This is a genomic window from Yoonia maritima, assembly GCF_002933395.1.
GTDB classification, from domain to species: domain Bacteria; phylum Pseudomonadota; class Alphaproteobacteria; order Rhodobacterales; family Rhodobacteraceae; genus Yoonia; species Yoonia maritima_A.
Genome location: NZ_PKFN01000007.1, coordinates 871,693 through 886,664, shown reverse-complemented (window position 1 = coordinate 886,664; position 14,972 = coordinate 871,693). Strand labels below are relative to the sequence as shown.

At 52.8% G+C, this 14,972-nt stretch carries 12 protein-coding genes and 1 tRNA gene; 7 read left to right on the top strand and 6 right to left on the bottom strand.

The window, feature by feature from the left end:
- Positions 1 to 134: 134 nt before the first annotated feature.
- Positions 135 to 1,622 carry a divergent polysaccharide deacetylase family protein gene (locus CYQ09_RS05870; RefSeq protein ID WP_162617575.1) on the top strand — a complete coding sequence of 496 codons (1,488 nt, stop codon included), beginning with the start codon at positions 135 to 137 and terminating at the stop codon, positions 1,620 to 1,622.
- Positions 1,623 to 1,663: 41 nt separating this feature from the next.
- Here CYQ09_RS05870 and trpE read toward each other — a convergent pair whose 3' ends face one another.
- From trpE to fabI, 6 genes are all read right to left on the bottom strand, one after another.
- Entirely contained in the window at positions 1,664 to 3,172 is a 1,509-nt protein-coding gene (gene trpE / locus CYQ09_RS05865; protein WP_106744433.1) for an anthranilate synthase component I, read from the bottom strand.
- Positions 3,173 to 3,178: 6 nt separating this feature from the next.
- Positions 3,179 to 5,017: a peptidyl-prolyl cis-trans isomerase gene (locus CYQ09_RS05860; protein WP_106744432.1), complete on the bottom strand. Its 1,839-nt coding sequence runs from the start codon at positions 5,015 to 5,017 to the stop codon at positions 3,179 to 3,181.
- 65 nt (positions 5,018 to 5,082) lie between these two features.
- On the bottom strand, positions 5,083 to 6,258 hold the full coding sequence (locus CYQ09_RS05855; RefSeq protein WP_106744431.1) for an aminotransferase: 1,176 nt from the start codon (positions 6,256 to 6,258) through the stop codon (positions 5,083 to 5,085).
- A gap of 79 nt (positions 6,259 to 6,337) precedes the next feature.
- The gene (gene gpt, locus CYQ09_RS05850) at positions 6,338 to 6,844 is read right to left on the bottom strand and encodes a xanthine phosphoribosyltransferase (RefSeq protein WP_106355632.1); all 507 of its coding nucleotides are present in this window, start codon (positions 6,842 to 6,844) and stop codon (positions 6,338 to 6,340) included.
- Positions 6,845 to 6,867: 23 nt separating this feature from the next.
- Complete coding sequence (locus CYQ09_RS05845) at positions 6,868 to 7,482, bottom strand: LysE family translocator (protein ID WP_106744430.1); 615 nt, start codon at positions 7,480 to 7,482, stop codon at positions 6,868 to 6,870.
- A gap of 2 nt (positions 7,483 to 7,484) precedes the next feature.
- Positions 7,485 to 8,291, bottom strand: coding sequence for an enoyl-ACP reductase FabI (gene fabI, locus CYQ09_RS05840; protein WP_106744429.1), 807 nt, complete (start codon positions 8,289 to 8,291; stop codon positions 7,485 to 7,487).
- A gap of 154 nt (positions 8,292 to 8,445) precedes the next feature.
- Between fabI and pdxH the strand changes: the two genes are divergently transcribed.
- The 6 genes from pdxH (at position 8,446) to CYQ09_RS05810 (ending at position 14,730) form a co-directional block, all read left to right on the top strand.
- Complete coding sequence (pdxH, locus tag CYQ09_RS05835; protein ID WP_106744428.1) at positions 8,446 to 9,051, top strand: pyridoxamine 5'-phosphate oxidase; 606 nt, start codon at positions 8,446 to 8,448, stop codon at positions 9,049 to 9,051.
- Between the two features lie 109 nt (positions 9,052 to 9,160).
- Positions 9,161 to 9,688 (top strand): cold-shock protein, encoded by a 528-nt coding sequence (locus CYQ09_RS05830; RefSeq protein WP_106744427.1) that lies wholly within the window; start codon positions 9,161 to 9,163, stop codon positions 9,686 to 9,688.
- A 110-nt stretch (positions 9,689 to 9,798) separates the two neighbouring features.
- Positions 9,799 to 10,161, top strand: coding sequence for a DUF192 domain-containing protein (locus CYQ09_RS05825; RefSeq protein WP_343229854.1), 363 nt, complete (start codon positions 9,799 to 9,801; stop codon positions 10,159 to 10,161).
- 41 nt (positions 10,162 to 10,202) lie between these two features.
- Positions 10,203 to 10,279 (top strand) — tRNA-Pro (locus CYQ09_RS05820).
- 549 nt (positions 10,280 to 10,828) lie between these two features.
- Entirely contained in the window at positions 10,829 to 14,479 is a 3,651-nt protein-coding gene (locus CYQ09_RS05815) for a vitamin B12-dependent ribonucleotide reductase (RefSeq protein ID WP_106744425.1), read from the top strand.
- A 14-nt stretch (positions 14,480 to 14,493) separates the two neighbouring features.
- Complete coding sequence (locus CYQ09_RS05810; RefSeq protein ID WP_162617574.1) at positions 14,494 to 14,730, top strand: hypothetical protein; 237 nt, start codon at positions 14,494 to 14,496, stop codon at positions 14,728 to 14,730.
- Positions 14,731 to 14,972 lie beyond the last annotated feature (242 nt).

The window sequence follows — 14,972 nt, the reverse complement described above, 5'->3', positions numbered from 1 at the left end:
ACATGCGACTTGAAGGGTGATATTATATGCGGGGCAGTGTTTCAGGAAGTGTATGGGCGCTCGTGCTTGGGGGGGCGGGCTTAGGTGTCGCATCATTGGTGAGCGAGCAACCCGCAGGAAACGAGCCGCCACAGATGCCATTAGTTGCAGCGCCTCAAGCGGCCCAGGGATCCGATATCAATTTAGATACGGGGGCGACACCGCCCGAGGTCGACCGTGAATTCGCTGTCACCGCGCCACGTGTGTCCGCGCCGGAAGCCGAAGTCGCGGAACCAACGACAGATACAGAACCTGCAGCGCCACCGCAGACATTGCAGTTGGAAACCGAACTCAGCGTGCCGGCTGATGTGGGTGAGGCGACGATTGTTACAGCTTTAGAGGAACCTGTTCTTGCGCCAACATTAGTTGATCCGCCTCAAATGCCGATTGTTGATGAAAGTGCTGTGATTGCAACCCAACCCGTGCAACCGGCGTCTGAGCCCAGCGAACTCGATGCACCAACTGTTGCGGGCATTGCCGAAGACGCATTGGTGCCCCCCCCGCCCAAAGTTATTGTGGACCCCGGCGAACAGGTTCGTGTCGACGAAGACGTGTCGTTATTTGTGGCGCCGACACCTGAAGCCGTGGTTGAGCCGTTGCCCGAAGCCATTGTTACCCCAGTGCCAGAGTTGGCAACCGTACCAGAAGTCACGGAGTTGCCAGAGATCACCGTACTTCCCGTACCTGACGAAACACCGTCAGCGGAGGCCGAGTTAACACCACCGGTGCAAGCACCTGTCATCGTAGAGCCGGAGCCCGACGCAGAATCCGTTGTCGATGCCCCGGAAGAGGCTACAGGCGTCACGACCCCAGTTAACCGTGTCAAAGTGAACCGCCCCGGTGCGGAACCTGCCGAAACGCCGGAACCTGAAATCGAAATATCGGTCGAAGAAGGCGAGGCCACTGTTTTACCCGCGCTGGAACGTTATGCGACAGCATTTGAAAACCCGAATGGATTGCCGCTTATTTCAATCTTGCTCGTTGACGACGGTTCAAATGGCGTGATGGCCGCAGAAGTGGCAGCTTTGCCATTGCCTGTCACTGTTGTGCTTCATGCGCTTGATCCAAATGCAGCCGAAAATATGCGCGCTTATCGTGCTGCAGGCGTCGAGACCGCGATGCAGACCTCTTTGCCTGAAGGCGCCGTTCCTACTGATGTCGAAGTCGCATTTGAGGCTGCGTTTGGGATTTTACCGGAAACGGCGATTTTATTTGCAGACGGTACAGGCGTTTTGCAAAATAACCGGGCTGTAACCGAACAAGTTATGCGGGTTCTTGCTGCGGATGGCCGTGGGTTGGTTACCGTGCAGCGCGGTCTAGGAAGCGCGCAACGTGCAGCAGAACAGGCGGGAATTCCAACCGCGACTGTCTTGCGCGACATCGATAACGGGGTTGATGACCCGTCAATAATTGAAAGGTCACTGGACCAATCAGCGCTTCGCGCGCGCCAAACTGGCAATGCGGTTCTGTTAGGGCACGCCCAAACAAATACAATATCGGCGCTGACCAACTGGGCGCTTTCTGTAGACCAAGATCAAATGCTGCTTGCGCCAGTATCTGCGGTTTTGCTTGGCATAAATTAAAAAACGTAGGGTGGATTTAAATCCACCTTACGCTGCGCGGGCTAGTTGCCACCTGTTTTGAACATCGTCGCGTCAGCCGCTGCTTTACGGATGGCGTTCGATTTATGCACAGTTTCCTGATACTCTGCCTCTGGGTCGCTATCAAAGACCACACCACCGCCAGCTTGGATGTATAGCTTTTCATTTTGCAACACCGCAGTACGCAGGGAAATACACATGTCCATGTCACCGTTTGCGCTGAAATAGCCACAGCCACCGCCATAGACGCCGCGTTTCTCGGGTTCTAATTCGTCGATGATTTCCATCGCGCGGACTTTGGGGGCGCCGGATACTGTTCCTGCAGGCATGCCAGCAAAGAATGCAGATAGCGCATCTTGATCATCGGCCAATTCGCCAACGACGTTTGAAACGATATGCATCACATGGCTATAGCGTTCGATAATGAATTCTTCGGTCGGGCGCACGGTTCCAACTTTACTGACCTTACCCGTGTCATTGCGGCCCAGATCAAGCAGCATGAGATGTTCAGCCAGTTCCTTTTCATCGGCAAGAAGATCGGCTTCGTTCGCTTTGTCTTCGGCAGGGGTCGCACCACGGGGGCGGGTACCTGCGATTGGGCGAATCGTAACCTCTTTGCCAAAGACGCGAACAAGGATTTCAGGGCTGGCTCCAATCACTTGGAAGCCACCAAAGTTAAAGAAAAACATGAACGGTGAAGGATTGGTCCGGCGCAGACTGCGATACAGCGCAAAAGGCGGTTCGCGGAATTCTTGGGTCCATCGTTGTGATGGCACGACCTGAAAAATGTCCCCGGCGCGGATGTATTCCTTAGCTGTTTCAACAGCGTCCAAATACCCGCTGTGGGTAAAGTTCGATACCGGTGGACTTACCGGGGCAGGGTCTGCCAGCGCATGGCCATCACCTGGCGTAGGGCGTTCAAGTGCGCGTTGCGCGTCCATCACGCGTTCAGCGGCTTGGGCGTAAGCAGCGCGTGCGTTTAGTCCTGAATTCACATAGGCAGGCGCGACAAGGATGACATCACCCTTTACCCCATCCAGAACTGCAACGACGGATGGGCGTAACATCATCGCATCAGGAAGCCCCAGTGGATCGGGGTTCACGTCGGGCAGGTGTTCAACCAACCTGATCATGTCATAGCCAAGATAACCAAACAGCCCCGCTGATGCGGCAGGTAGATCGGCAGGCAAGGCTATATTGGATTCGGCTATCAGCGCACGCAGCGCGGTTAGCGGGTCCGCATCCATTTCATTGAAGTCAGTATCGTTGAAACGGGCGTTGCGGTTTACGCGTGACGTCGTTCCACGACATTCCCAGATCAGGTCAGGGTTCATACCGATAATCGAGTAGCGCCCGCGAATTTCCCCGCCGGTTACACTTTCTAGCATGAAAGCGTTAGTCCCAGCGCCTGATAGCTTTAGCATCAACGAAACAGGCGTATCCAGATCCGCAGCAATACGCGTATAGACAATTTGGTTTTCGCCCGCGTCATATCCACGGGCGAAGTTATCATAATCAGGTAAAAGTGACATTTTATCCTACTGGAACTGGGCGTTAACCGCGTTCACGGTGGCCTGATTAATATTCACGTCGGTCTCTTTTTGCAAAGCCGTCGCATAGGCGTCAAAGAGGTCCTGCGCGATAGATTGCGTTGCATTGCTGCTAATACCTTCGATCCGTGCTGCGGTCAGTTCGTCTTCGGTATCTGGCGGTGTGATTGCGTCAAGACGCAAGATCACGGCACGGTCTTCTGCATCCAAAACGACAACATCCCCGGCCGCCATTTCAAACAGCTTCTCGTTAAAGGCGGGTGGCGTGCCTTCGACGAAATCGGTACGCGTTAGGTTTTCTTCGACCGTTGCCTGCAGCCCTAGCGTATCAAACCCGGTATCGGGTTGAATTTCGGCAACCAATTCTTCCGCACGCGCGATAACTGCATCTTGGACTGCCTGAACGTCCCACGCTTCAGTGGCTGCTTCACGCACCTCATCAAGGGGTTGGACGGTTGGCGGGGTGATACCATCTAGGCGCAAGGCGAAAATACCACCGTCTGCCAAGTCAATAACATCTGCAAAGGCACCTTGTTCAACGCGTGCAGCGGCATCACGGAAATCATCATAGGCGGCGATCCCTTCGGCGACATCAACTGTCCAATTGATTGTGCCAATTTGTAGGTCGGTGCGTTCTGCCAAATCCTCAAGCGTTGCGCCGCCTGCGATCAAGTCGAGAATGCCATCGGTGTTACCAGAAATGACTTCGCGTGCTGCATCAGCTGCAAGTTCGTCGCGCAATTGCGGTGTCGCTTCTTCGATTGGTGTTTCTTGGGCTGAGAGAACTGCGTTCATCCGGAACAATGCGGGCCCAAGTGGGGAATTGAAGGGGCCAACGACATCACCAGGTTCCGCTGCAAAGACAGCTTCGCCTGCGGCGCGTAGTTCTTCTTGGTCGACGTCGCCCATATCCACGTCATTCAATGTCAAACCGCGATCCGTTACAAGATCTTCAAAGCTGGCGTCACCAGCATCAACACGGGCGCGTGCTTCGTCGGCTTTGGCCGAATCAAGATAGACAAGACGTTCAACCAAACGGCGCTCTGGTTGCATAAATTCTTCGATGCGATCTTGGTACAGTTGTTCAACAGCTGTTTCTGGGACCTCCATCTGGTCTTGGATCATGTCAGGTGTGAGCCAGACATAGGTGATGTCACGTGTCTCTGGCAGCGTGAAATCTTCGGGGTGAGCGTCGTAATATTCTTGAATATCAGCATCAGTCGCGCCGGGAACCGGCGCAGTCAGCGCGTCGGCATCAATTGTCGTCCACGTGGCGTTGCGCTGTTCGCCAATATAGGCGATCATCGTTTGCCCAAAGGCATCCATGCTTGGAACGCCGCTGACGACCGCGCCTTGCAGTAATGTGCGTGACATTTCTTCGCGCAGTGTCGATTCAAATGCGGCCTCTGACTGGCCAGACTGTTGCAGTGCAAGTCGGTAGCTGTCAGCGTTGAAACCACCGGGACCTTGGAAGGCAGGAATGGATTTGAGCTGATCAAACACGCGCTGATCGCCGACAGACAACCCTAGCTCACTAGCTTCGTTATCAAGGGTACGATTTAGAACGACGGCTTGCAACGCCTGACGGTCAACACCCAGTGCAATCGCCTGTTGGAACGATATCTGGGTTCCAAATTGCTGCGACATGTTCTGAATTTGTGCATTAAGCTGCCGCTGATACGCGGTAATTGGCACGTCCTTGTCGCCAACTGTGCCAAGGCTGCGCATGCTGCTTGAAAACCCGCTCGAGCCAAAGCCAGCCATACCCACAAGTACAACCCCGACAATGACCAATGGGCCGTACCGATTTTTCGTTTTTTCTGCCATAGTCTCGTGCGCTCCGCCCTAATAGGTGGAGCATGAATACGGCCCTGCGCACATGGGTGCAAGGGTCAGTAGGGCAGGTTCGAAAGTCGATTGAACAAGGTTTCAATTCCGCCGCGGTCGATATTGGCAAAAGCAATCCGCAATTGGTCTTCGCCGCCGGGTAGATCACCGGGCATGAACATCGTGCCGGGCAGCACAAGAACGCCTGCGTCACGGACAAGTTTCGGGGCCAGATCGGCCGAGGACATGTCGTAGGGATGGCGCAAATAGGCAAAATATGCGCCGCATCCCGACAGTTCCCACCCTTTCGCCCCCAGTTTGGGAAAATGATCAATGATGGCAGCGCGGCGGTCTAGAATTTCTAGGCGTTCACCAGCAAGCCATGCGTCAAGATTTTGCATGCCCCAAAGTGCGGCGCGTTGCCCCAGCTGATTTGGGCAGATCGTGACCGTATCGAGAAACTTTTCAACTTCGGCAAGGCGGGCATGGCTGGCCACAATGGCACCTACGCGGTGTCCCGTTAACCGATATGCCTTAGAGAACGAATAGAGCTGAATCAGCGTATCGTCCCAATTGGGATCGGTGAAAAGATCGTGTGGCGCGCCTTCGCGACTGTCGAAGTCCCGATAGGTTTCATCAACAATGAGCGCAATTTTATGTTTGCGTGCTAATGACATAAACGCGCGCAGCGTTTCTGAGGGGTATTCTACACCACATGGGTTGTTTGGCGTCACAAGTGCAATTGCGCGGGTCCGTGGCGTGATAAGAGCCTCGGCTGCGTCCACATCGGGAATCATCGCGGCTCCTGCAAGCAAAGGAACGGTTTTGACGCCCGACATATCAAGCCACATGCGGTGGTTGAAATAGTAGGGAACGGGAATGATGACCTCATCCCCTTCGGCGCAAAGCGTGGCTATTGCCGCAGCGAAAGCCTGATTGCAGCCCGATGTGATTGCAACTTGGTCCGGCGAGACCAGACCGCCATATGCACCCGTCCAACGTGCTGCGATTTCTGCCCGCAGTTCGGGAAGCCCCAAGACCGGACCATAGAGATGCGCGTTTGGATCGTTCAGGATGATTTGCGCCATTGCTTCGCGCAGTGGTGCGGGCGGCGGGTCAACGGGGGCGGCCTGACTGACATTCAGCAAAGGGCGGTCGGCTGGGTGGTTCACACCATCTAACCAACGCCGCGCCTCCATCACTGGTGGAGCAAAGGTCGTCGCGGTGCGTGGTTGTGTCATGGCTTGATCCAATAGAGCGGCTTTGCCGCACGATAATTTTGACTATCGTGCGGCAAGCGTTGTCATCTTACAAGATAGCTTAGTCTTTACCGCGGTAGGGTTCGACGTATTGCAAGGCCATATCCCACGGGAAGAAAATCCATGTGTCTTGACTGACTTCGGTAATGAACGTGTCAACTTGTGGCCGACCTTTGGGCTTTGCGTAAACCGTCGCGAATTGTGCATTCGGGTACATTTGACGTACGAGCTCAAGTGTTTTGCCGCTATCGACAAGGTCGTCAACAATCAAAATGCCTGTACCGTCACCCATCAGTTCGGCATCGGGTGCCTTAAGAACCTTAGCTTCTGAGCGATCTTGGTGATCATAGCTTTTGACGCTGATCGTATCGACGGTGCGGATGTCCAATTCACGGGCGACGATCATCGCTGGTGCCATGCCGCCGCGTGTGATCGCGACAACCGCTTTCCATGCGCCGTCATCGGGGCCTTGACCATCAAGCCGCCAAGCAAGCGCACGGCTATCGCGATGGATTTGATCCCAGCTAATGTGGAAACCTTTTTCGTGAGGAAGGCGGGTGTCAGTCATGGCAATATTCCTTATGGCGGCTGTCAGGTTGCAGCTATTTTGACGCCGAGCAGTGCCAAAGTTGCACCAAAAGCGCGGTCGATGAGAGTTTTTAGGCTTATGTAGCCTTGGCGCGACCTTTCAAGCGAAAAGATACGTGCAACAAAAATATTCCAAATCGTTTCATTAAGAAATACGGCCAATAGAATCGCAATATAGCTAACCGTGTTTGTCACTTCCGGCACGGTTCCAAGAAATATAGCACTGAACAAAATCGCAGGTTTGGGGTTCGCAAGTTGCGTGATAACACCGAGCCAAAGTGCGGATAAACTGCTTCGGGGTGGTGCGTTTTGATGCCCCATGTCGAGAGGGGTGCTCGCCGAACGCCAAAGTTTCCACGCCATCCAGATCAAATATGAACCCCCAAGGCACTTCATCCCGATAAGGAGTGAGGGGGCAGAATTAAAAAGCAGTTCTAGGCCGCAAAGTGCCAACAATGCCCATATGACACCACCAACGCCAATGCCGACCGAGAGCATAGCCCCGGTCCGCATTCCTTCGATAACGCCTGTACGGGCAGACATGACGACCGCTGGTCCGGGGCTGATTGCAGCAAGCAGATGCAAAAACCAAATTGTTCCAAAGGCCGTCAGTGTCATTGTCACTCCTTTGAGATGTCTGGGGCGTCCACGGCTTTCATACCGACCACGTGATATCCTGCATCGACGTGAAGAACTTCGCCTGTGACGGCGCTGCCTAGGTCGGACAGAAGGTAAAGAGCGGATTTTCCGACCTCTTCCTGGGTCACTGTGCGGCGCAGTGGCGAATTGTATTCGTTCCATTTCATGATCAGCCGAAAATCGCCGATCCCAGAGGCAGCCAAAGTCTTGATTGTTCCGGCGCTAATTGCGTTCACGCGGATGTCATCTTTCCCCAAATCTTCGGCTAAATAGCGGACCGATGCCTCAAGCGCAGCTTTGGCTACACCCATCACGTTATAGTGCGGCATGACCTTCTCTGCGCCGTAGTAAGTCAGCGTGAGGCAAGAGCCGCCTTCGGTCATCATTTTTTCGGCGCGTTTCACAACGGCTGTAAAAGAATAGACCGAGATGTCCATCGACATCAGAAAGTTGTTTCGGCTTGTGTCGACATAGCGACCGCGAAGTTCATTTTTGTCTGAAAATCCAATGGCATGTACGATAAAGTCAAGTTTACCCCAGCGCTTTTCAAGCTCTGAAAATAGGTCATCAATAGACGTTTCGTCACCCACATCGCAGGGCAGTACGATGTCCGATCCAACGGATTCTGCGAGCGGGCCAACACGCTTTTTTAGCGCTTCGCCTTGGTAGGAAAATGCCAGTTCTGCACCGGCGTCAGCGCATGCTTTTGCGATCCCCCATGCGATGGATTTGTCGTTGGCTAGCCCCATAATGAGGCCGCGTTTGCCTTGCATCAGCTGTGACGTCATCGCTGTTGTTCCTTCGTCTTAGTTTACTTCGCGTTAGCCTCGTTTAGGCGATTGCAAAGACCGCATCAAGCTTTTGAACAGGTGGTCTAAAAAGGTTGCCACATGGGACGATTGTCCCTAAGCCTGTCACGCAAAGAAACGACGAGGTTTGTTAATGGGTGACAGGGACGGTATTTTCGCGGGCAATGATCCGTTTACCATTGCGCGTCAATGGCTTGATACCGCAAGGGAAATAGAACCGACCGATCCCAATGCAATTGCGCTCGCGACTGTAGATGCAACAGGTTTGCCAAACGTGCGGATGGTATTACTCAAGGAGATTGAGCCAGAAGCATTTGTGTTTTACACCAACTACGAAAGTATAAAAGCACAAGAGATTGAAGAATCCGGTAAGGCTGCATTTGTCCTGCACTGGAAGTCGCTCGCGCGACAGATTAGAGTTAGAGGGTTGGTCGACCGCGAGGACGGTCCAATCGCAGATGAGTATTATAAGTCACGATCTCTTAAGAGCCGGTTAGGCGCTTGGGCATCGCGGCAATCGCAGCCTTTGTCATCGCGCGCAGCGTTGATGGCAGAAGTCGCGAAAGTAACGGTTCAAAAGGGGGCGGATCCGGGACGACCGCCCTTTTGGGGTGGTTTCCGGATTGTACCTCTGGAGATCGAGTTTTGGTCAGATGGTGCGTTTAGATTGCATGACCGGTTTCGGTGGTCACGCGAAACAACTGATAGGCCGTGGGAAATAACGCGACTGAATCCTTAGCTTTCATCGTTATGAAGTGCGGGGAAGATTCGTTTTGTTTTCATGGTGCAGATCAGGATAAATTGAGGAAGACAGGGGCGATGTATGTCGTGCCTGAGGGGAATACGTAATGGAAACGCAGGGTGCTAATGACCAACGGCGTGTAACGGGATTAGTAAAGTGGTTCGATCCAGCAAAAGGATTTGGCTTTGTCGTTGCTGACCAAGGTGGATCTGATATTTTGTTACATGCCAACGTGCTACGTAACTATGGTCAGGGATCGGTAGTTGATGGATCGCAAATAGAGATCGTGGTTCAGGATACCCAGCGGGGACTGCAGGCGACTGAAGTTCTCACAATTACGCCGCCACAATCTGAGACAGCTGTGCCTTTGAAAGACATGGCAGAGTTTTCTCCTGATGATATCGCAAAACGCGATATCGAGCCGGCACGTGTGAAATGGTTCGACAAGGCAAAAGGCTTTGGGTTTGCCAATATATTTGGCAACAATGATGACGTGTTTATTCACATCGAAGTTTTGCGCAGGTCAGGGCTGTCCGATTTGCAGTCGGGAGAAGCAATTGGCCTTCGTCTTGTTGATGGTGAACGTGGCCGCATGGCGATAGAGGTCGTCGGCTGGGAGATAGCAGCCAAGTGAGAATATGGACCGTCGCCTTTTGTATGGCATGTGCATCGCAGTCTGCATGGGCGGTTTGTGACGTAAACAAGGTGACGGTAAGCGGGGATTGGGGGCAGGCACATTTTAATGTGGATGTCGCCGATGACCCGGCAGAACGCGCCAAGGGGCTAATGTTTGTCGAAGACTTGCCCACATTGTCTGGCATGCTGTTCGTGTACGAACAACCACAAAGCGTCAGCTTTTGGATGCAGAACACATTGATTCCCTTAGATATGTTATTTGCCTCGCCGTCAGGCGAAATTCTCGCGATTCATGAAAATGCGATTCCTTTAGACACGACACCGATTCCCGGTGGGGACGGAATTCAGTTCGTTCTCGAGATAAATGGTGGGCTATCTTCGCGTCTTGGGATCGAAGTTGGAAGTATTTTACAGCATCCGAGCTTTGGTTTGCAGGCTATTTTGCCTTGCGGCGAAAAGAGTTCAAATTAGGTCTTTTCAAATCAGTTCACTGTGTTTAGAGAAGCCCTTGTCGGGGCGTAGCGCAGCCTGGTAGCGCATCTGTTTTGGGAACAGAGGGTCGGGAGTTCGAATCTCTCCGCCCCGACCATTCAACTGAAAAGTAGTGAATAAGACGACAGCAGCCTCCGGGCTGCTGTGTCGTTTTAGTCGCGCGTTTTTTTTAATCGTAAAGATGAACAAAACCCGGTGCGAACGGTGGACAACCTTCATTCGATTTATCTGAAACTTAGACTAAGTTAGCTGAACCAAAGGGCTTTCTAACGGTGCATAACTGTTAACCTTCTGTGGACAAAATAGTGGATGAATCACTTCGGTTTTTGCTGCGTTGGCAGATTAGAGCCGTCAACCGATTTAATCCGTATTTTGTGTTAAAAATCCGTTGACCCACTAGGGCTAGATGCGTCAGTTTGTGCGGGCAGATCGGCGATACACAATATGTAGTGCTGGTTACCGGGGGCGGTTCAACAGGTAGGCCTTAGGCCATTTACGTTATCCCAACACAGTTCTGGCCATAGGCCAGATCAGTTGTGGGCGGCCGAAATGAACCCACGGGAAGCACATTTTAGGTATCGCACAGGCGGTTGGGATCAAGTTTTTTGCTGCAACGTCAGCAATGTCGATAAACAGGGGCAGACAGATGAAAATCGAACGTAATTTTACAAAGTCAGGGGAAGACGCGTACGCATCGCTAGAATTCAAGACGACGACGTCCGAGATTCGTAACCCTGACGGCACAGTGGTCTTTAAGCTGGATGACTGTGAAATTCCGGGCGGTTGGAGCCAAGTTGCATCTGACGTGATCGCGCAGAAATACTTCCGTAAAGCTGGCGTTCCTTCTGAACTAAAGAAAGTTAAAGAAAAGGGTGTTCCTGAATTCCTGTGGCGTTCTGTTCCTGCCAAAGGCGCGACATTCGGTGGTGAAACATCTGCAAAGCAAGTTTTTGACCGTTTGGCAGGCGCGTGGACCTATTGGGGTTGGAAGGGTGGCTATTTCTCATCCGAGGACGACGCGCGCACTTACTTTGACGAGATGCGTTACATGCTTGCGACGCAGCGTGCTGCGCCAAACAGCCCACAGTGGTTCAACACAGGCCTGCACTGGGCTTATGGAATCGATGGTCCGGCACAGGGTCATTACTATGTGGATTACCAAACTGGTGAGCTGACGAAATCAGCATCCAGTTACGAGCACCCACAACCACACGCCTGCTTTATCCAGTCTGTAGAAGACGATCTGGTGAACGAAGGCGGCATCATGGACCTTTGGGTCCGCGAGGCGCGTCTGTTCAAATACGGCTCTGGTACCGGAACGAATTTCTCGTCTTTGCGTGGGGCGGGCGAGGCGCTGTCAGGCGGCGGTAAATCATCTGGCCTGATGGGGTTCCTGAAAATTGGTGACCGGGCAGCAGGTGCGATCAAATCGGGCGGCACAACACGCCGTGCTGCTAAGATGGTGATCGTTGATGCGGATCACCCCGATATTGAAGAATTCATCAACTGGAAAGTGATCGAAGAGCAAAAGGTCGCGAGCATCGTGGCGGGTTCCAAGATGCACGAACGTTATCTGAATGATATCTTCGCTGCGATCAAAGCATGGGATGGCTCAGAAGAGGGCGCTTACGACACTAAGACAAACGAATCTTTGGCGTCAGCTGTTCGCGCGGCGAAAAAGTCCGCAATTCCAGAAACATACATCAAGCGTGTGCTGGACTATGCAAAGCAGGGCCACACAAGCATTGAATTCCCAACTTACGACACAGACTGGGATTCAGAAGCTTATTCATCTGTCTCTGGTCAGAACTCGAACAACTCTATCCGCGTCACAGATGCGTTTTTGAAAGCTGTCGAAGATGACGCAGACTGGAAGCTCATTAACCGTAAAAACGGTGAAGTCGCAAAGATCATCAAAGCCCGCGAGCTGTGGGAACAAGTCGGTCACGCTGCATGGGCTTGTGCCGATCCGGGCATCCAATACCACGACACAGTCAACGCATGGCACACATGCCCAGAAGATGGTGCGATCCGCGGATCAAATCCATGCTCTGAATACATGTTCCTTGATGACACGGCTTGCAACCTTGCGTCGATGAACCTGCTGACATTCTACAAGAATGGCGAATTCCAAGTCGAAGATTACATGCACGCCACACGTCTGTGGACTGTGACCTTGGAAATCTCTGTGATGATGGCGCAGTTCCCATCCAAAGAAATCGCGCAGCGGTCTTATGACTTCCGCACGCTGGGTCTGGGTTACGCGAACATCGGCGGTCTGCTGATGAACATGGGCTTTGGCTATGACAGCGACGAAGGCCGTTCGATGGGCGCAGCGCTAACTGCGATCATGACCGGCGTTTCGTATGCAACTTCGGCTGAAATCGCTGGCGAATTGGGCGCGTTCCCGGGCTACAAGAAAAACGCAAAACACATGCTGCGCGTTATCAAAAACCACCGTCAGGCGGCGCTTGGTAAAACAACCGGCTACGATAAGTTGGACGTCAAACCTGTGCCATTGGATCACGCCAACTGCCCTGATCAGCGTCTGATCGAATTGGCCGTTTCGGCATGGGACGAAGCGTTGGAACTGGGTGAACAGCACGGTTACCGCAACGCACAGGTTTCTGTCATCGCGCCAACAGGCACGATTGGTCTGGTCATGGATTGTGACACAACCGGGATTGAGCCTGACTTTGCACTGGTGAAGTTCAAGAAGCTTGCGGGCGGTGGTTACTTTAAAATCATCAACCAATCCGTTCCTGCCGCGCTTGAAAAACTGGGCTATGGCCCCGCGCAGATCGAAGAGATCATTTCCTATGCGGTTGGCCACGGCACCATCGGTCAGGCACCAGCAATCAACCATACATCGTTGATCGGTCATGGCTTTGGTCAGGAAGAAATTGACAAAGTCGAAGCGGCGCTTGCCTCTGCTTTCGACATTCGTTTCGTGTTCAATCAGTGGACACTGGGCGATGATTTCTGCACCAAGACACTGGGTATTCCGCACGAAAAGCTGAACGATCCAACATTCGATCTGCTACGTCACCTTGGTTATACCAAGCAAGACATCGAAGCAGCGAACGATCATGTCTGCGGAACAATGACACTCGAAGGTGCGCCTTTCCTCAAGGAAGAGCACTATCATATCTTTGATTGCGCCAACCCATGCGGAAAAAAAGGTAAGCGTTATCTGAGCGTTGACAGCCACATCCACATGATGGCCGCAGCACAGTCGTTCATCTCTGGCGCGATCTCAAAAACGATTAACATGCCGAACGATGCAACCATCGAAGACTGCCAGAAAGCGTATGAGCTTTCTTGGTCACTGGGCGTGAAAGCAAACGCGCTGTACCGTGATGGTTCAAAACTGTCGCAACCTTTGGCGTCAGCCTTGGTCGAAGACGATGATGACGCGGCCGAGACACTTGAAAGCGGAACACCGCAGGAAAAGGCGACAGTGTTGGCCGGGAAGGTGATCGAAAAGATCATCATCAAAGAAATACGGAACCGCGAGCGCGAAAAGATGCCTCAGCGTCGCAAGGGCTACACGCAAAAAGCTATCGTTGGTGGCCACAAAGTGTACCTGCGCACGGGCGAATACGAAGACGGCAACCTTGGTGAAATCTTTATTGATATGCACAAAGAGGGCGCAGGCTTCCGCGCGATGATGAACAACTTTGCCATCGCGGTATCTGTTGGTCTTCAGTACGGCGTGCCGCTTGAGGAATTCGTTGATGCGTTCACATTCACGAAGTTCGAGCCAGCAGGCATGGTTCAAGGCAACGACAGCATCAAAAATGCGACCTCGATCCTTGACTATATCTTCCGTGAATTGGCTGTGTCCTATTTGGATCGCACTGATCTGGCCCACGTCAAACCCGAAGGCGCAGCGTTCGATGACATCGGTCGTGGCGAAGAAGAAGGTGTTTCGAACATTCAAACGCCAACTGAAAACGCGGCAACCCGGTCATTGGAGGTTCTGAAACAGATTTCCTCAACGGGTTACCTGCGTAAGCGCATGCCGCAAGATTTGGTGGTGCTGCAGGGTGGTGCGGGCACGACCGCACGGGCAAACGGAACTGACCCCGAAGTCACGCTGCAAGCCATCGTTTCCGAGACAACCACCTCTGAGACAGCGATCAGCACCGGAACTGTCAGCATTTCGGCCCGCGATAAGGCCAAGATGCAAGGCTACGAAGGCGATCCATGTGGCGAATGCGGCAACTACACGTTGGTCCGTAATGGCACATGCATGAAGTGTAACACATGTGGCGGCACCTCTGGGTGTAGCTAAGGAAAACCAAGATTATGGATTTTGCTTTCGAAATTGCGGGTTTTAGATGCGAGGCCAACTCCATGCGGATGCGTGGCCGGACATTAGAAGCGAGCTTTGAAACAGATGCGGCGGGCCCCTTGTCCGACGCATACTCGAACAACACGGCGGTCTCGTTTCTTGGGGCTTCCGAACTATCATCGGTCTACTCAATAGAGGCGATCGAAACTGACGCGGCAAATGGATGCACTGCCGTTTTTGCGGCGCATTAAATGCAGCGTTGTATGAAATCCAGGGCGGGTGCGCTCGCCCTTGGCGTAGATCAGGCCGCAGGCAATAAACCGGGCAGTAGATAAACAGTGAGCCTGATCAGCGAGACTACAGGGGGACTTCGGTCCCCCTTTTTTTGCGCACGTTAAGCGTATTACCGCCGGAAATGGTAAGGTTTTCCGCCAGTTGTTTGAAATTTTAAGCGGCATTACCATTTAGTCATTAACCATTTTCATCAGGAGTT